General features: G+C 41.0%; 14 protein-coding genes and 1 pseudogene. 12 read left to right on the top strand and 3 right to left on the bottom strand.

Annotated elements, in window-relative coordinates:
* The 9 genes and pseudogenes from rsxC to BM378_RS18860 form a co-directional block, all read left to right on the top strand.
* A complete protein-coding gene (gene rsxC / locus BM378_RS18905; protein WP_074989786.1) occupies window positions 1-2,511 on the top strand; it encodes an electron transport complex subunit RsxC in 2,511 nt (836 codons plus the stop codon).
* On the top strand, window positions 2,508-3,566 hold the full coding sequence (rsxD, locus tag BM378_RS18900; protein ID WP_074989785.1) for an electron transport complex subunit RsxD: 1,059 nt from the start codon (window positions 2,508-2,510) through the stop codon (window positions 3,564-3,566). Before rsxC ends, rsxD begins: the two co-directional genes overlap by 4 nt.
* Window positions 3,563-4,198, top strand: a complete 636-nt coding sequence (rsxG, locus tag BM378_RS18895; protein WP_074989784.1) for an electron transport complex subunit RsxG — start codon at window positions 3,563-3,565, stop codon at window positions 4,196-4,198. The genes rsxD and rsxG overlap by 4 nt, the downstream gene beginning before the upstream one ends.
* Complete coding sequence (locus BM378_RS18890) at window positions 4,198-4,896, top strand: electron transport complex subunit E (protein WP_074989783.1); 699 nt, start codon at window positions 4,198-4,200, stop codon at window positions 4,894-4,896. Before rsxG ends, BM378_RS18890 begins: the two co-directional genes overlap by 1 nt.
* 39 nt (window positions 4,897-4,935) lie before the next feature.
* On the top strand, window positions 4,936-5,568 hold the full coding sequence (gene nth, locus BM378_RS18885; protein WP_065978838.1) for an endonuclease III: 633 nt from the start codon (window positions 4,936-4,938) through the stop codon (window positions 5,566-5,568).
* Window positions 5,569-5,967: 399 nt separating this feature from the next.
* Window positions 5,968-6,213: a hypothetical protein gene (locus tag BM378_RS18880; RefSeq protein ID WP_065978839.1), complete on the top strand. Its 246-nt coding sequence runs from the start codon at window positions 5,968-5,970 to the stop codon at window positions 6,211-6,213.
* A gap of 170 nt (window positions 6,214-6,383) precedes the next feature.
* Window positions 6,384-6,752: a type II toxin-antitoxin system RelE/ParE family toxin gene (locus BM378_RS18875; RefSeq protein ID WP_227006829.1), complete on the top strand. Its 369-nt coding sequence runs from the start codon at window positions 6,384-6,386 to the stop codon at window positions 6,750-6,752.
* Window positions 6,749-7,051 carry a helix-turn-helix domain-containing protein gene (locus BM378_RS18870; protein WP_065978841.1) on the top strand — a complete coding sequence of 101 codons (303 nt, stop codon included), beginning with the start codon at window positions 6,749-6,751 and terminating at the stop codon, window positions 7,049-7,051. Before BM378_RS18875 ends, BM378_RS18870 begins: the two co-directional genes overlap by 4 nt.
* A gap of 548 nt (window positions 7,052-7,599) precedes the next feature.
* A pseudogene (locus BM378_RS18860) lies at window positions 7,600-7,839 on the top strand (iron-sulfur binding domain-containing protein); the annotation flags it as partial.
* Window positions 7,840-8,028: 189 nt separating this feature from the next.
* On the opposite strand, the gene BM378_RS18855 reads toward BM378_RS18860, so the two are convergent.
* Window positions 8,029-9,564 (bottom strand): S10 family peptidase, encoded by a 1,536-nt coding sequence (locus BM378_RS18855; RefSeq protein WP_083422943.1) that lies wholly within the window; start codon window positions 9,562-9,564, stop codon window positions 8,029-8,031.
* Between the two features lie 839 nt (window positions 9,565-10,403).
* On the opposite strand from BM378_RS18855, the gene BM378_RS18845 reads away from it, so the two are divergent.
* From BM378_RS18845 to gloA, 3 genes are all read left to right on the top strand, one after another.
* Window positions 10,404-12,311, top strand: a complete 1,908-nt coding sequence (locus tag BM378_RS18845; protein ID WP_065978844.1) for an aminotransferase class I/II-fold pyridoxal phosphate-dependent enzyme — start codon at window positions 10,404-10,406, stop codon at window positions 12,309-12,311.
* A 117-nt stretch (window positions 12,312-12,428) separates the two neighbouring features.
* On the top strand, window positions 12,429-13,460 hold the full coding sequence (locus tag BM378_RS18840; protein WP_074989782.1) for a serine hydrolase domain-containing protein: 1,032 nt from the start codon (window positions 12,429-12,431) through the stop codon (window positions 13,458-13,460).
* A gap of 40 nt (window positions 13,461-13,500) precedes the next feature.
* A complete protein-coding gene (gene gloA / locus BM378_RS18835; protein WP_036969520.1) occupies window positions 13,501-13,899 on the top strand; it encodes a lactoylglutathione lyase in 399 nt (132 codons plus the stop codon).
* A gap of 21 nt (window positions 13,900-13,920) precedes the next feature.
* On the opposite strand, the gene BM378_RS18830 is transcribed toward gloA, so the two are convergent.
* Complete coding sequence (locus tag BM378_RS18830; protein WP_074989781.1) at window positions 13,921-16,152, bottom strand: HAMP domain-containing hybrid sensor histidine kinase/response regulator; 2,232 nt, start codon at window positions 16,150-16,152, stop codon at window positions 13,921-13,923.
* Window positions 16,149-17,231 (bottom strand): sugar ABC transporter substrate-binding protein, encoded by a 1,083-nt coding sequence (locus BM378_RS18825; RefSeq protein WP_074989780.1) that lies wholly within the window; start codon window positions 17,229-17,231, stop codon window positions 16,149-16,151. The genes BM378_RS18830 and BM378_RS18825 overlap by 4 nt, the downstream gene beginning before the upstream one ends.
* Window positions 17,232-17,545 lie beyond the last annotated feature (314 nt).

Below are 17,545 nucleotides of genomic sequence, written 5' to 3'. Positions count from 1 at the left end.
ATGGAAACGTTAATAGAACAAATCAAACAAGGTAAAGTCTGGCCATTCGCTGGGGGGATTCACCCACCTGGACAAAAGCAACAATCAACATCACGTGCAATTGAGCGACTAGAGCTTCCAGATAAATTAGTTGTGTCACTAAAACAACATATTGGTGCCAACGGCAAATTAATCGTAGAAAAAGGCCAATCAGTTCTTAAAGGTCAAGCGTTAACGAAACCTAGCGGTAACTGGTCAGTACCTGTACATGCGCCTACTTCTGGTGTGATCACTGATATCTGCCCGATGCCATCTGCGCATCCATCAGCGTTGCCTGAGCTCAGCGTCATTATTGAACCAGATGGCAAAGATACATGGTGTGAACTAAACCCTGTTGATGACCCTAAAGCACTCTCACATGATGAGTTAGTCGATATTATTCATCAATCAGGTATTGCAGGGATGGGGGGAGCTGGTTTTCCCACTTACGTAAAAGCAGATACGCGAAAAAGCATTGAATTTTTAATTGTAAATGCCGTTGAGTGTGAGCCATACATCACTGCAGACGACATGTTAATGCGTGAACATGCACACGGAATTATCGCCGGTATTGAGTTAATGCAGCACTTGCTCAACCCAACACTGACAATCATAGGTATTGAAGATAATAAGCCAGAAGCTATTGCAGCAATGCAACAAGCAGCAAAACATAATGAGTCTATCATTGTTCAAACTGTCCCTACTGTTTATCCTTCTGGCGGTGAAAAACAATTGATAAAATTGCTAACAGGCAAAGAAGTACCTAGCGGCAATATTCCTGCTGACATTGGTATGTTAGTGCACAATGTAGGCACCCTGTTTGCGATTAACCAAGCGGTTTATGAAGGCAAGCCATTAATTGAACGCGTGGTCACAGTGACTGGCAATACAATCCATAAACAAGGAAATGTATGGGCGTTACTTGGCACTGAAATAAAACACTTACTAGATTGCCAAGGCTTTTCACCGGTGCCACAACAACGAGTTGTCATGGGCGGCCCTATGATGGGCTTTACCTTACCAACGGTAAGAATCGGCATTGTAAAAACCACAAACTGTATTTTAGCCCCTGATCATCAAGAGCTGGCTGAACCAGGAGACGAAAAAGCCTGTATTCGTTGTAGTGCCTGTGCTGATGCCTGCCCTGCTTCGCTATTACCCCAACAGCTGCAGTGGTTTGCTAAGTCAAAAGAATACGACAAGTTAAATGAGCATAACCTATTCGATTGCATCGAATGTGGAGCCTGCGCCTATGTCTGCCCGAGTGAAATTCCACTTGTGCAATACTACCGAGTTGCTAAAGCCGAAATCAAAGAGCAACAAGCAGAACAAATAAAAGCTGAGCGCGCCAGAGAGCGCTTTGAAGCACGCAAAGAGCGTTTAGAGCGCGAACAAGAAGAGCGACAAAACCGTCATAAACGCAAGCCCGCGACGAAGTCGAGCGATGAAAAACAAAAAGTGGCCGATGCCCTCGCCCGTGTTAAACCAAAATCTGACGATAAAGACAGTAAATCAGCTGTTGCAGCCGCAATTGCCCGTGCCAAAGCGAAAAAACAAGGCGCAGAACTGGAACCAGATAATTCTGAAGTAGCTAAAGAACGTGCTGCACGTAAAGAGCAAGCGCGTAAGTACAAAGAGCAAAAAGCGCTAGAGCAAAGTGAAGAAACCGTCGATAAAGACGATAAGAAGTCAGCTGTTGCAGCGGCTATTGCCCGTGCTAAAGCGAAAAAAGCAGCACAAGCCACTGAAGCTGATAACGCAACCGATGCAGAGCCTGAAGCCGTTGATGATAAAAAAGCGGCCGTAGCGGCGGCTATTGCCCGTGCTAAAGCGAAAAAAGCAGCACAAGCCACTGAAGCTGATAACGCAACCGATGCAGAGCCTGCAGCCGTTGATGATAAGAAAGTGGCTGTAGCGGCGGCGATTGCCCGTGCTAAAGCGAAAAAAGCAGCGCAAGCCACTGAAGCTGATAACGCAACCGATGCAAAGCCTGCAGCCGTTGACGATAAAAAAGCGGCCGTAGCAGCGGCGATTGCCCGTGCTAAAGCGAAAAAAGCAGCACAAGCCACTGAAGCTGAGAACGCAACCGATGCAGAGCCTGCAGCCGTTGATGATAAAAAAGCAGCTGTTGCAGCGGCGATTGCCCGTGCTAAAGCAAAAAAATCAGCGAAAGAGCAAGCCGAAACTGAGAGCGCAACCGATGCAGAGCCTGCAGCCGTTGACGATAAAAAAGCGGCCGTAGCAGCGGCAGTTGCCCGTGCAAAAGCGAAAAAAGCAGCGAAAGAGCACGCTGAGCAACAAGCAAAAAACGAAAGCGCAGACACCCACGGTACTGACGCTCACTCTGATGATTCAAGTACAGATGAACCTGAAGCACAGCAAATAGATAACACGCCTGAATCAAGCGAAGACAAAAAGAAAGCGGCGATTGCTCGTGCAATTGCTCGCGCTAAAGCTAAAAAGTTACAACAAGAAGGAACCGATAAGTCATGAAACTAACCATGGCCAGTTCGCCGCATAATCATAGTACCAAATCATTAAGCCGCTTAATGATCACCGTGATTGCTGCGTGTATTCCAGGTTTAATAGCCCAAGTTTACTTTTTTGGCACTGCGGTATTAATTCAGCTTGTGCTCGCGTTACTGACTGTCAGTGTCTGTGAAGCCGCTGTTCTGTTACTTCGTAAACGCAAAGTATGGCCAACATTAAGCGATGGTAGTGCTTGGCTTACAGCTGTACTATTGGCGCTTAGTATCCCACCTCTTGCCCCATGGTGGATTATCGTAATTGGTTGCCTATTTGCTATTGTCATTGTTAAACAACTTTATGGCGGGCTTGGTTTTAACTTGTTTAACCCTGCAATGGCGGCATATGTATTATTGCTTGTGTCATTTCCTGTGCAAATGACAAGCTGGCTGCCAGTAAACGATCTGCTTGCAAATCCAATTAGCTTTACACAACAACTATCCGTTATTTTTAACGGCTTTACCTCTGCTGGATTTAGTGTTGATCAGCTGCGTGTTGCAATTGATGGCACAACAATGGCAACCCCTTTAGATACGGTTAAAACCGATGTGGCTCACCACCTAACAGTGTCAGAAAGTATGAGCAAACCACTGTTTAATGATTGGTTTGGACTTGGCTGGGGCTGGGTAAACTTTGGTTTCTTATTAGGTGGTTTATACTTATTAAAAGCAAAGATAATAAACTGGCATATTCCTGTCGGCTTTTTAGCATCTCTTATACTGTGCAGTGGTATTGGTTATATTGCAGCGCCAGGCACAGAGCCAGGCGTGGTATTTCATCTATTCAGTGGTGCAACCATGTTAGGCGCATTTTTTATCGCAACTGATCCTGTTTCGGCATCAACCACCAATAAGGGCCGCTTAATTTACGGTGCCTTAATTGGTTTACTTATTTACTTAATTCGTACCTTTGGTGGTTATCCAGATGCGGTGGCATTTAGTGTTTTGTTATTAAATATGGCTGTGCCGTTAATTGATTACTATACACAACCACGTACTTACGGCCATGGAGTGAAAAAATGATACTTTCCTCAATGACTAAAAATGGTGGCATTCTTACTGTTTTTGCACTGCTTACCACAGGGGCTGTTGCACTGACACATAGCCTGACGGCTGAGCGTATAAGCGAGCAAGAAAAAAAGCAACTTGCAGAGCAATTACAGCAAGTGCTTGATGCCCATCACTATGACAATCAACTATATAAAGATTGTGTGATCATTACAGATGAACGTTTAGGACCTCGTCCTGATCAGGTTATTTACCGTGCTTACAAAAATGACGAACCCTATGCTTTAGTGATGCGCCATGTCACACCTAGTGGCTACAGCGGCGATATCAACTTACTAACAGCCGTATTTGCTAATGGCGACATTGCTGGCGTGCGTGTCACAAAGCACGAAGAAACGCCCGGTCTCGGCGATAAAGTCGAAATAAAAAAATCGGATTGGATCACCCTCTTTAAAGGCCAAAATGTGCTAGGTGACGATGACACACGTTGGGCCGTTAAAAAAGATGGCGGTCAGTTTGATCAGTTTACTGGGGCAACAATTACCCCTCGAGCGGTCGTTGGCTCAGTCAAAAATGCGGTGCTGTTCGCAAAAGCTGAGTTTGATAACCTATTTGCTGCGCCAAATTCATGCCAAGGAGCACAGTAATGAGTGAAATCAAAACCTTATTTAAAGAGGGTATGTGGGCAAACAACCCCGCCCTTGTGCAATTACTGGGCTTGTGTCCTCTGCTGGCCGTAACATCAACCATTACAAATGCGTTAGGCCTTGGTTTAGCAACCTTACTGGTATTGGTTGGTTCAAACATCACTGTCTCTATTGTGCGTAACTGGGTGCCGAAAGATATACGTATTCCCGTTTTCGTGATGATCATTGCAGGGTTTGTTACCATCGTTCAGCTGCTTATGAACGCCTACACATTTGGTCTGTATCAATCATTAGGTATTTTTATTCCACTGATTGTCACCAACTGCGCAATTATTGGCCGAGCAGAGGCATTTGCCTCTAAAAATACCGTGCCTCTTTCTGCATTCGATGGCTTAATGATGGGACTTGGCTTTATGTTGGTGCTTGTTGTGCTTGGCGCTATTCGAGAATTAATAGGTCAAGGCACGCTGTTTGATGGTGCCGACTTATTACTTGGACCATGGGCAGAAGCACTGCGCATTGAAGTCTTTAGCTTTGACAATCAGTTCTTATTAGCAATTTTACCTCCGGGCGCTTTTTTAGGGCTTGGATTATTGATTGCGGCAAAGAATGTGATTGATACAAAAATAAAATCTAAGCAAGTTGTTACTCCAGAAGTAGAAAAAGGCCCTCGAGCCCGAGTAACGAGTTTAACTTAAAGGAGAGCACGCACCGTCACTGCGTGCTTAACACTCACCATGAATAAAGAAAAACGCTACGAGATCCTGTCTCGCCTCCGCGCAGAAAACCCTCACCCAGAAACTGAGCTTGAATACTCAAGCCCTTTCGAGTTGTTGGTTGCGGTTACCCTATCAGCTCAAGCAACGGATGTTGGTGTAAATAAAGCGACCCGTAAGCTTTTTCCTGTCGCAAACACGCCCCAAGCTATTCTTGATTTAGGTCTTGAAGGCCTGCGTGATTACATAAAAACAATTGGTTTGTTTAATTCTAAAGCCAATAATGTCTATAAAATGTGTGAAATTCTGGTCAATAAACACAACGCTGAAGTACCAGAAAACCGCGAAGCCCTTGAAGCCCTACCGGGCGTGGGTAGAAAAACGGCTAACGTTGTTTTAAATACCGCTTTCGGCTGGCCTACCATTGCCGTAGACACGCATATTTTCCGTGTTTCTAACCGCACTAAGTTTGCCATGGGTAAAGACGTGGTTGCAGTTGAGCAAAAACTAGAAAAAGTCGTACCTAAAGAATTTAAGGTCGATGTACACCACTGGTTAATACTTCATGGGCGCTACGTGTGTACTGCACGTAAACCTAAATGCGGCAGCTGTATTATCGAAGACTTGTGTGAGTTTAAAGAAAAAACAGACTAGACTAAGGTCTGTTAAGAGCGAATTACGGAAGTTACCCAAAGCAGAACAAGTCAGGTGCTAGGTAGATGATTTAAATAAATTAGTTAACCAGCTTAATTACTCAGGCTAGCAACTTTCGTACACGTAAAAAGATAATTGCTTATTAAGGCAAATTTAGGTGTAATAAATAATAAGCGCTGAGCAATGCAGGGAAAGCTTACTTTACATTATCTAAGCTAACTTAACACTAGCTAGGAAAGTGAGAGCCTCCAAAAAGCCTATTTTTATATTTAAAGCCATAGTATAAACAACACCAACTCTACACACCGAGCAGGTAGCGGCTCAGTCCAACAAGCGATTATGCAACACAAACTGCGTGTTGCATAAATACGAAATGTTTTGCCTCACAAGGAGTCTAGTATGAGCCAGAAAATCGACCTTTATGATCACAACAATTATTACTACCATGGCCAGATTAAGGATAATGGAAGTATCGATCTTTATAGTCCAAACAATACCTATTATTACGGGAAGCTGAAAAGTAATGGGAATATAGAAATATACGACCCAAGTAATAATTACTTTCACGGGAAACTAAAGAGCAATGGGAACATTGATCTTTATGATCATGATAATAATTATTGGCATGGCAAAGTTAAGGCATAACAAAAAAGTCACTGCGACCAAATACTCTCCACTTCGATTTTGTGCGAGAAAATACTCGCACAAAATCAAAGCTCCGGCATTTGGCGCGCGCTTTAGGCGTTACCTTTCTTTTTATTGTCATTTATGCCAATCTTCTCTCATATTGAAAATATACCCAAATGGAGTATACTTTGTTCTATAAGACCAAAGTTTTTGCTTCTTTAACGAAAAAAGAAGCTTTATCAGACAATGACCTTATTAATGCCTGTAAGGAAATGAGCAACGGGCTTTTTGATGCTGATTTAGGTGGCAATGTTTACAAAAAGCGTATTGCATCAGGTAATAAAGGAAAAAGTGGAGGATTCCGTACTATTGTCGGTGCAGTTATAGGGGATAAGTATTTTTTCCTATATGCATTTGCTAAAAGTGATAAGGCTAATATCAACTCAAAAGAGAAATTAGCCTTAAAAGAGTTAGCAAAAGAGTTTTTAGAATTTAGTCAGGATGAGCTTAACCAATTAATTGAAGATGGCGAGCTCATTAAGGTAGGTGAATTATGAGTGACATTTTAAAAGCAGTACACAAAACAGCAAAAGGTTTGCAAAAGTCAGGTGCCATTAACAAAACCACGATGCGAAAGTTTGATGCTCTGTGTTTAACAACCGTCCATGAGTTTACACCAGAGCAAGTACGCACCCTTCGACAAAAAAATAATCTGTCCCAGCCAGTATTCGCTCGCTATTTTAATGTTAGTGATAAATTAGTCAAAAAGTGGGAACAAGGCGAGAGCAAACCTAGAGGTGCGGCACTGAAAATGCTATCTCTAGCCGAAAAAAAAGGCCTTGAGGCAATTGCGTAATCAAAAGCTAACAAGTAAATCAACAGGATTTTAAAAGCTTGGCTCGCCTCATTCTTCGGCAGTATAGCCAAGCTTTTAAACCAGTTATTTAGGCGTTAGCTATCTATGTATGTTAACTAAAGTTAGCAAATTTAGTTACTTACATTCAGAGTGTTTTTTGGTGGATTGGTTAGGTTCAACTCCCGACAATAGCGCTGTCCTTACCGTACTCATAGTTTTGGTTTTATTAGTAAATTATTTCACTAACTTACTTGTTCTACATAACGAAAACTTATATGAGGAGAGGCTTATGGATAAAATGTTAAGGCACACCAAATTTTTATTACTATCAGGTTTAATGACTGTTAGTGCGGTAGGTGCCAGTGCTGTTTCAGCTGGATTGATATCTAGGAAGGATCTAGAGATTTCAAACTCTCTGGGTCCCCACCAAAAAACATTCCCCCTATAATCTCAATAGCTAATAAGAGTCTAAGGTTACAACAGTCCGCTTCTGGCACAAAACAGTCCATCAAGTAAATGTGCTATATCTAAATTCCTTATACTTATGCTGGCCTACCATTGCCGTAGACACGCATATTTTCCGTGTTTCTAACCGCACTAAGTTTGCCATGGGTAAAGACGTCGTTGCAGTTGAGCAAAAACTAGAGAAAGTCGTACCTAAAGAATTTAAGGTCGATGTACACCACTGGTTAATACTTCATGGGCGCTACGTGTGTACTGCACGTAAACCTAAATGCGGCAGCTGTATTATTGAAGACTTATGTGAGTTTAAGGATAAAACAGAGTAATAAAGTTTGCTTTGCTAGCTTAAAAAGTGGTCGCGCTGAATGCGCGGATAATGTCGCTAATGTGTCAGTATAATCGCTAATTTGTGAGAATCTATCAGTATTGCAAACTCACCACTGCTATTTTCCATCCTGAGTTCATTCGCTAATTGTGCCAAACACAGGCTTTGACACAATTAGCTAGGCCTATTATTAAGGGTTTTGGCTCAACTGTTTTTTAATAAAGTCTCTCGTATCTTTTAAAAGCGACACTCTTGCTGGTCCGTGAACATACATCATGTGACCACCGTGATAATAGTAGTAATCAATTTTATCAGCGTTTATACCGTGTCTGTTTAAGGTGTATTCAGCATCAAAAAATGGTGTGACCATATCGTAATACCCAGAGGCAACCATAACTTTCATCTGTGGATTACTGCGAAGGGCATACGATAAATCTGGCGCAGTATTCACGTATTTTGGCTCCCAGCTTTGTCCATCAGGAGCCGTACGCCAGCGCCAATTATCAGATAATTCAGTGTCAGATGGATTTAAGTATTTTCTTTTCCACTGTACGTTTAAATCCGTGTGCATATATTTCATGAGTGCTGCTTTGTAGGCCGGTGCTATGGCTTTCGACGCATCTTGCGTAGGATTAGCGGATAGGTCGTCTCTTTCATCAAGCTTATAACGTCCATCGAGCAACCCAACGGCGACGCCCTCGTCACGCAACAACTCTTTAGCAAATCTAAACGCGTTGATGCGCAAATCAGTTCGCTCTATGTATTGTTTGCTAAGGCCTGTATAACGTTGTAATCCCTCAACAATTCGCGCTCTTTCAGCTGTGCTAAGGGTATTACCTTTAAATAATGCGGGCAGCAATTCATCAACGGCAAATTGTCGACTCGCATCAATAAACGCTTCAAAACTTCCTGATGTATCAACTTTTTTATGGTACCAAGCTGTCGCAGCTAATGTTGGTATGTAAGTAATGTAAGATATAATATTGTCGTCTACATAAGGGCTTGAGCCTTGGTAATCCAAAGCTTGGGACACAAAAATGATGCCATTTACATTAATAAGGTGTTTGTCCATGAGCACTTTAGAAACAGCTGCCGCTCTAGTCGTACCATAGCTTTCTCCTAATAAAAATATTGGCGCATTCCAGCGGTTTTCTTTCGTCAGCCACTGCGCGATAAAATCAGCAATGGCGGATGTGTCTTCATTCAACCCCCAAAAGGCTTTGCTTTCAGTTTCACCTAATGCGCGAGAGTACCCTGTGCCAACGGGATCAACAAACACCATATCAGTCACATCGAGAATCGTTTCTGGCGCATCTTTTAATTCATAAGGAGCAGCCCCTGGATGCGCTGCGTCGCTTGGCACAACAACGCGTTTAGGCCCGTAAGCGCCCATGTGTAACCAATTAGAAGATGAACCAGGGCCACCATTCCATATAAACGTAACCGGTCTGTTTTCTTTGTCGTCTGCGACAATGTAATCAAATGAAAAGACAGAGGCGGTAGGTCCTTCGTCTTTGTTCAATAAATAAGTTTCACCGGCTACAACTTTGTATTTCAGTTTTTTGCCATTAAAGGTGCCTTTGTGCTGTGTAACAAATTGAGTGGCTTCTGGTATCAGTTTCTTACTGTTGTTTGAAGCTGATACTTCCTCTGCATATGCCACGTTTATACTCAACGCGCTTAATGTAAATATGACCACTGTTTTGAAATTTTTAAAATACGCCATTCTTTACTCTCTTGGTTGTTTACTTTTGTTTTTATCTTTATCGAGTGGGAGTGCTTTTGTCACTCGTTCTTTATCGCTGAGCATTTTTCAATTAGGCAGTCATCCTCCCACGAGTCAAACTTAGAAGCGTGTAAGTCCCCTCTGTTTACACTTGGCAATGATGTAAAAAGTTACATTATCGTGTTGCTCACTCAGGGTAGCCTCTGTGGTGAATACCCTATGCCATCGGGTCCATTTCCTGTGGGCAGTTCAAATAACGTTTTGCCAGAGATTATATCAATAACAAGCACCTTATTTTTTTCATAAGCAGACAAAAACAAAGTACGATCATCAGGATGAAAAACCACACCTTTTGGCCCCGTCCCCTTCTCAAATACGATTTGATGCAATATTTCCAACGAAAAGTACACAAATCAAATAATACATCCACTTCATTTTCTGCTCCCTATTCTTAATAAGCTTAATTTTCGAATTAGGTATAATTAAGCCCCCTCTAAGGAAAATATATTTTTCTGCCTTCCTAACACAAGTGCGGCGATATAAGTTGTCTGCGTTTAGTTGTATATAATTACAGCAATCTCGCCAGAAAATAAAATATATGTGTTCAAACTCACTATTCTGTTTGCTAATACATAAAACACTTTCCTTGCTAAGGTATTACTAGTATCGAATGATTGTGAGTGATTCCAACTTGTACTCGAATTAAAAACATGAAATTGCACAAACTCTAATCTCAAAAGACTCGAAACTAATAGCACAATAATCAAAGTATTAATTTCACAAGCCACCATCCTTTCGTTATGCTGTTGAGTATTGTGAAAATTTTTATGAGAATTGCTATGTTACCTTTACTTCGTATCTTGTTAATTGAGCAAGACCCTGCCACTTTGCAAGAGCTGTCAACGAACCTTGCACGAACAATCCCTAATTTTGAGCGGAGTGATGTTGATATCGATATTATTGAGTGTAATGAGCTCAAGCAGGCATTAACATGTGTAGAAGAAGATGGTGATATTCAAGCTGTGGTACTCAGTTGGGATGTACTGAACAATAGCGAACGAACCTATAGTCGCTTTATAGAGCAGTTAAAAGGGATCCGTCTTGAGCTGCCAGTGTATGTTATTGGCGACGATACTAAAGGGTTAGAGATCGTTAACGAGTCAGAAGAAATTGAATCTTTCTTCTTTAAAGATGAAGTAATTTCGGACCCCGAAGCAATCTTAGGTTATATGATCAACGACTTTGATGACAGATCAGAAACCCCATTTTGGACAGCCTACCGTCGTTATGTCGGCGAAGCGAATGATTCATGGCACACACCCGGGCACAGTGGTGGTTCTAGCTTTAGAAATTCTCCCTACATCAAAGATTTTTATCAGTTTTATGGCCGTAATGTATTTGTTGGCGATCTGTCGGTTTCTGTTGATTCGCTTGGTTCATTGTCAGACAGCACCAATACCATTGGCCGCTCACAAGAGTCAGCTGCTGCGACATTTGAAGTTAAGCATACTTATTTTGTCACCAACGGTTCATCCACCTCGAATAAAATTATTTTGCAAACGTTGCTGCGTAAAGGCGATAAAGTGATCATCGATCGCAATTGTCATAAATCAGTACATTATGGCATTTTGCAATCAGCTAGTTTACCCATTTATTTGTCGAGTATTTTAAACCCTAAATATGGCATCTTCGCGCCCCCCTCATTAGCAGATATCAAGCAAGCGATTGAACAAAATACTGACGCAAAACTGCTTGTTCTCACCGGTTGTACCTACGATGGTCTTCTTAGTGACTTGAAACAAGTGGTTGAGTTTGCCCATCAACATGGGATTAAAGTATTTATCGACGAAGCGTGGTTTGCGTACTCGCTTTTTCACCCAAGTTTACGCTACTACTCTGCCATTCATGCAGGCGCTGACTATGTAACCCACTCTGCACATAAAGTCGTGTCGGCGTTTTCTCAGGCGTCTTATATTCACGTAAACGATCCTGATTTCGACGCCGATTTCTTCCGCGAGATCTACAGTATTTACGCCAGTACTTCACCTAAGTATCAACTTATTGCCTCGCTTGATGTGTGCCAAAAACAACTAGAGATGGAAGGCTATAAGCTACTGAATGCCTTGTTGAATCATGTCGCAGAGTTCAAGCAACAGATGGCGTCACTCAAGTATATAAAAGTACTTGGAAAAGAAGATTTTATGGAAATTTTCCCGCATTTTAGTGGCGATAACATGGGTCACGATCCACTAAAGATTCTTATTGATATTAGCGAATTGCCTTATTCATTAAAGGATATTCATAAATTCCTATTAGATGAAATTGGCCTAGAAATAGAAAAATACACGCACAGTACAATATTGGTTTTACTGACACTTGGCGGAACGCGTTCTAAGATCATTCGTCTTTACAATGCATTAAAGAAACTAGACAGCGGAAAAGTAAAACTGGCTACATCGATGAGACGTACACGCTTACCAGAGAACTTACCAGCCATAGACTTAGCATGTATTCCAAGCGATGCGTTTTACGGCGAACGCGAGTCTGTGCCTATTAGTAAGAGTAACAACCGCATTTGTGCCGGATTAGTGACTCCTTACCCGCCTGGTATTCCACTTTTAGTGCCAGGCCAGCATATCACTGATGAGCATATAGAATATCTAAAAGAATTAGCAGGACAAGGACTGACGATTCAAGGGAGTTTTGATGGCGAGATCTATGTTCTTAAAGGTAAGGTGAAAAAGTAAACAAGACTATTAATACCGTCAAGTACCTTATCACTATTCAGCAATGCCACACGGTATTGCTGAATAGTAGATTAAAAACAGCCCCACACACTACAAAATAAACGAAGCGAGAATGCAATGCTACAATTGAAGAACAAAAAAGCGCTCAGACTTATGCGCGTTGCAGCTCTTATTGTTACTCTCACTAGCATATACATTTTTGCCCCCTGGCAGTTTGCCATATATTACTTTCAGCCACTTCCCGCCAACATTCAAGCACAAACACAAGAGGCTATTGAACAAGGAGTTGATGGCATTATTGTGTATGTTCATAAACAAGGAAACCAACCTGAATATTTTGCACAAGGTTGGCATAATCGAGAGCAAAAAATCCCCGCTTATGCGACTGCGTTGTTTAAAATTGGGAGTATCCGTAAGCTGTATGACGCATCAGCTTTAACAAAGCTTGTGTCTGCAGGGCTGATTGATATCGATAAAACACTGGCTGATTATCTTCCATCGTTAGTTGGACGCATTCAAAACGCAGATAAAATCACCTTACGAATGATGGTACAGCACAGAAGTGGCATTCCCAATTACACAGATACTAATAACTTTGATTGGTCAATCGCCTACCCCGATCCGCTAGCTTTGGTGCTAGACACCCCTGCTGACTTTGATCCAGATACAGATTATGGTTATTCCAACACAAATTACCTGCTACTGCGAAAAATAATGTCTACTGTGCTGGGTTATGATCATAACCAATTTATTAAAGATGAAATTTTAACGCCATTGGGCCTAACGCATACGTTTTCATCAGTACATGAAATCAATTTAGTAGATTTGATGAGTGGTTATTACGTGGGTTATGAGAATGATTTTAAAGCACTCGAACAAGGCTATGTGGCGACAGCACAAGATGTAGGCGACTTTATTCTTGCTTTAAACAAAGGCACTTTTTTCAACAAACAAGAGCAAATTTTGTATGCATCACTTTATAAGTATGAACACACAGGTTGGGTATTAGGCTATTCAAGCATTGCTCGTTATTATAAAGATATCGATACAGTCGTTGTGCAGTTTATAAATACTAATGGCGATGATACTGTGATGCTAGCAGAAATAATTTATAATCGAATTATTGATATTTTAACAGCGCAGCAGTAGCTGCGTTATCAAAAATTTGTGAATTTTAAAGAGGATTTAAATGCGTTTATTACACACAATGCTTCGCGTTGCTGATTTAGACAAATCTATCGAATTTTACACGCAAGTATTAGGCATGAAAGAACTGCGCCGTGCAGATAATGAAGAATACCGTTACACACTTGCTTTTGTTGGTTACGGTGAAGAAAAAGACGCTACCGTGCTCGAGCTCACCTATAACTGGGATACCGACAGCTACGACTTAGGCAATGCGTATGGCCACATTGCAATTGAGTTTGATGACATTTATAAAGCCTGCGAAGATATTAAAGCCGCAGGCGGTAATGTGAGCCGTGAGCCCGGCCCAGTAAAGGGCGGCACCACTGAAATCGCTTTTGTTAAAGACCCTGATGGTTATGCAATTGAGCTAATTCAGAAAAAAGACTACAGTCAATTTTAATTGTTTTGGCTATTTCAGTCATTAAATTGACTGAAATAGCCACTTTGCAAGCGCCCGTTCAAGCTCTGTGAAATCGATTGGCTTCGCAATGTGATCGTGTATACCTATTTCCATACTTTTTTCGATATCTTCTCTCATTGCATTCGCACTCACTGCGATAATGGGTGTATTAAATCCTTCTTGCTTCAGCAGTGTTTTACTGGCCGTTAAACCATCCATCACAGGCATTTGAATATCCATTAAAATTAACGCGTAGTTATTCATTGATGCCTTATCACAGGCTATTTGGCCATTTTCAGCAAGTTCATAGCTCAAACCTAATTGCGATAAGTATTTCGTAATAACAATTTGGTTAATTGGGTTATCTTCTGCGACTAACAACGGTGTTTTTATGCTTGAAAAGTCGACCGTTATCGCCGTGTCGAGTTGACTTGTTTTTGCTTTGCTAAGCACGTGTGAGTGGGTTTTAAAACTCACCATAATAGTAAATGTAGTGCCTTCACCAAGCTTACTTTTAAGCGAAATTTCGCCGCCCATTAAATCCACTAAGCCTTTACTTATGGCAAGCCCTAAACCTGTGCCGCCATATTCACGCATGATATTACTTTGCGCTTGTACAAAGGGGTTAAACAAAACGGTTAATTTATCTTCTGCTATACCAATACCTGTATCAGTCACAGTAAATTCAACTGTTGTCGTGTGAGCATCTTTGTCAATGACATTAATTGATAGAGTAATTTCCCCTTCTTTTGTGAATTTAATCGCGTTTGACAGCAGGTTTATAAGCACTTGCTTAACGCGAATTTCATCACACTCGACGTTGACTGCTTTGAGTTGATTAATATTAAGTTGGCAAGCAATCCCCTTAGCATCGCAGCTGGGTTTAAATAACACAATGAGATCTTGGCATAGCGCGATTAAATTGCATTCTCGCGTATCAAGTTCTATTTTATTTGCTTCAATTTTTGAAAAGTCGAGTATGTCATTAATCACTGTGAGTAACACATCGCTGCAGTTATTAATTTGTCTCACAAAATCAGCTTGTTCTGAATTTAATTGGCTTTTTTTCAACAACTGTAAAAAACCAACAATCCCATTCATTGGTGTTCTAATTTCATGGCTCATATTTGCTAAAAACTGGCTTTTAACTTGCTCAGAATGCTCCGCCCTAACCTTCTCTAGCTGTAAAGAAGTGATCTGAATATCAATTGTTTCAGCCATGCTATTGAGTGACTGAGCTATATCTTTAAACTCCTGATAATGAAAGTCATCGGTTATTTTTTTGTAGTTACCACATGCAAACTCCCGACTCAGTGCAGTAATACGATTAAGTGGATTATGCAAACGTTGCGTTAACCAATGAACCAAAAACAATGACACAACTGAAAGACCTATAATTAACAAACCTCCAGCTATCGCTGTTTCCTTTACCGCATTGGTATATGCAGTTTCAGCTTCATTAATTCTAAAGTGTAATGCTGTTCGTTCATTATTAAACAGCACGTTACTAATCGACGCACTTCCTGTCAGTAACGCCGTACTTTCAACGACCCCTAAACTGTATAAAACATGATCTTGCACGGTAATTTGTACTTGTTTACCTGATTGGTAAGTAGGCTGCTCATTGTGAACAGCAAGCCACTTTAATGCTTCAGATAACGGAATAAACGACACTAATAACCCCGTTTTTCGGATTGGTTCACTTAACGAGTCTTGTTCATGTAACAGCGTTGAAGTAATTGCTATTAATGCATTTTGTTTGGTTTCTGTTTGAAAGAGCAATTCATTCAACTGCGGCTTATTAATTACTTGAATGCTATTTTGATTGTTCGAGATCTGCGCGCTATCGAGAATACTTTTTGTTAGTGCGTAATTTAGCGTTAACGATGTTATTGGGTAACCTTCAACAATAAAGCCTTGATTATCTAAAACAATTGATGCAATTATTTGTGGGTTATCTGTTACAAATTGCTGTAATTGAACCAATGCAAATTGCGAATACACCACGGTATCTGGAAGCTCAGCTATCGCTTTTGTACTACTTAATAACTGACTATTTTTTTCTAATTTGAAGATCAGTTGTTCCAAGCTTGCCGCGTTATTTCTTGCCTGCCATTGTAAGCTTGTTTTAGCTTGTTCAATCGAGTTTAAATAAAAACGCCCGATCATCAAGCCTGCCAGCACCAAAAGCGGAATAATAACCAGCAATAATACACTTGCGAATAATGCTTGGCTAAACCGTGGGCTGTTCATTGCACCTCTTCATTCGCAATTGAGCGCTCTGCGAGTCCCTGCATAAATAAACCTGCTTGTTCGGCAGTCAGCGCACCACTGCCATAACGAGAAAAGCCTTTTGTTAACACTTCCCATGCAATTATCATCGCAGCCGATGATGGCATTGGTTTGGTATGTTGCAAAGCAGCAAGCAAGGTAAGTAACGTATCATTGTTTTGCTCTAAAAGCTGCGTTAAAACTTGCGTGTTCACTGGGATATCGTGAAGTTTTTGCCAAATTAAATGCTGAAATGGTGCATGTTGCACAGCCTTTGCAAACTTAATTAAGTTGTCTTTATTAGGGCCCTGTAAACTATTATTCGGAAAAGCTAAAACAAACGTTGAGTAGTACGGCTGCATGAAGTGACCATTTAGTTTTGGTAGTGGTTGTACGGCCAACTGCTCCCCCAGTGCTTCTTTGTAAGTATTGAGGGCCCAAGCACCATTTATAATAAATGCAGCCTGTTGGTTTTGAAATGCGGCATGTGAACAGCTGTAATCACACTCTCTGTCCACGATACCTTGCTGATTTAAATCCCATACATATCGCAAAGCTAATTGCATTGCTGATGTATTCAACTGTACTTTGTCATCAACAATCAGGTCGCCTTCAAATGCGCTTAAAAATGGAATAAACCAATACATTTCCATAAAACTCCAAGTGATTAGTTTCACCTGTTCAGGCAGCATAGGTTTTAGTTTAATAATATCCTGCCAGTCATTTATTTTTTTCTTTACGTACCGAGTGTTATAAAAAAGCAGTAAATGATTACCTTGAATAATGGGAATGCCGAGTAATTGACCATTCACTCTTGTTGTATCTAAAGTGCGTTTATCTGTTGTTTCAGCTATCAGTGATTCGGGAATAACACTAAAATTAGCGTATTTGTTCAGACCCAGATGGTCAGCAGGAAAAATTACGGCATCGGTGGTTGTCGCACTATTAGCTTGAACAAGCCGTACTTTTAACGCTTTTTGGTCAACCAACACAGAATCAACCGTTAATTCTGTTTGCTCAGCCAGCTCACTTAACAGTTGATTGAAGTTATCATGCTTCATTGTATAGGCCAGCTTAATTGTCGTGGCATAACACGGGAACATTGCCAACAGCACTACCAACCCAAATACTCGCCACACGCTCGTATCTACTTAATAAACAGAAAATTATAAATTTAGTTAAGCACACTTGTTTACAATTGCCTAGCTTAATCAGGGGTTTTCTTACATCTTAACGTTGTGATCACTAAACCAACAATTGCAAAACAAATTAACCAAATAATACCATTCCGCTTAATTAAGTGGTCTATTTTGAGGCAATAAAACCGCGTTGATAACAAGGCAAAAATTTAGTTATTTAGTTGTTCTCGGCAATT

The organism is Pseudoalteromonas lipolytica (assembly GCF_900116435.1).
GTDB classification, from domain to species: domain Bacteria; phylum Pseudomonadota; class Gammaproteobacteria; order Enterobacterales; family Alteromonadaceae; genus Pseudoalteromonas; species Pseudoalteromonas lipolytica.
This window is presented reverse-complemented; position numbering and strand designations above follow the sequence as displayed.

Coding starts and splice junctions, on each gene's coding strand:
- BM378_RS18830 (WP_074989781.1), bottom strand. CDS start 16,152: ATGAACAGCCCACGGTTTAGCCAAGCATTATTCGCAAGTGTATTATTG.
- BM378_RS18880 (WP_065978839.1), top strand. CDS start 5,968: ATGAGCCAGAAAATCGACCTTTATGATCACAACAATTATTACTACCAT.
- BM378_RS18840 (WP_074989782.1), top strand. CDS start 12,429: ATGCTACAATTGAAGAACAAAAAAGCGCTCAGACTTATGCGCGTTGCA.
- BM378_RS18825 (WP_074989780.1), bottom strand. CDS start 17,231: ATGAAGCATGATAACTTCAATCAACTGTTAAGTGAGCTGGCTGAGCAA.
- BM378_RS18855 (WP_083422943.1), bottom strand. CDS start 9,564: ATGGCGTATTTTAAAAATTTCAAAACAGTGGTCATATTTACATTAAGC.
- rsxG (WP_074989784.1), top strand. CDS start 3,563: ATGATACTTTCCTCAATGACTAAAAATGGTGGCATTCTTACTGTTTTT.
- BM378_RS18890 (WP_074989783.1), top strand. CDS start 4,198: ATGAGTGAAATCAAAACCTTATTTAAAGAGGGTATGTGGGCAAACAAC.
- gloA (WP_036969520.1), top strand. CDS start 13,501: ATGCGTTTATTACACACAATGCTTCGCGTTGCTGATTTAGACAAATCT.
- BM378_RS18845 (WP_065978844.1), top strand. CDS start 10,404: ATGTTACCTTTACTTCGTATCTTGTTAATTGAGCAAGACCCTGCCACT.
- rsxD (WP_074989785.1), top strand. CDS start 2,508: ATGAAACTAACCATGGCCAGTTCGCCGCATAATCATAGTACCAAATCA.
- nth (WP_065978838.1), top strand. CDS start 4,936: ATGAATAAAGAAAAACGCTACGAGATCCTGTCTCGCCTCCGCGCAGAA.
- rsxC (WP_074989786.1), top strand. CDS start 1: ATGGAAACGTTAATAGAACAAATCAAACAAGGTAAAGTCTGGCCATTC.
- BM378_RS18870 (WP_065978841.1), top strand. CDS start 6,749: ATGAGTGACATTTTAAAAGCAGTACACAAAACAGCAAAAGGTTTGCAA.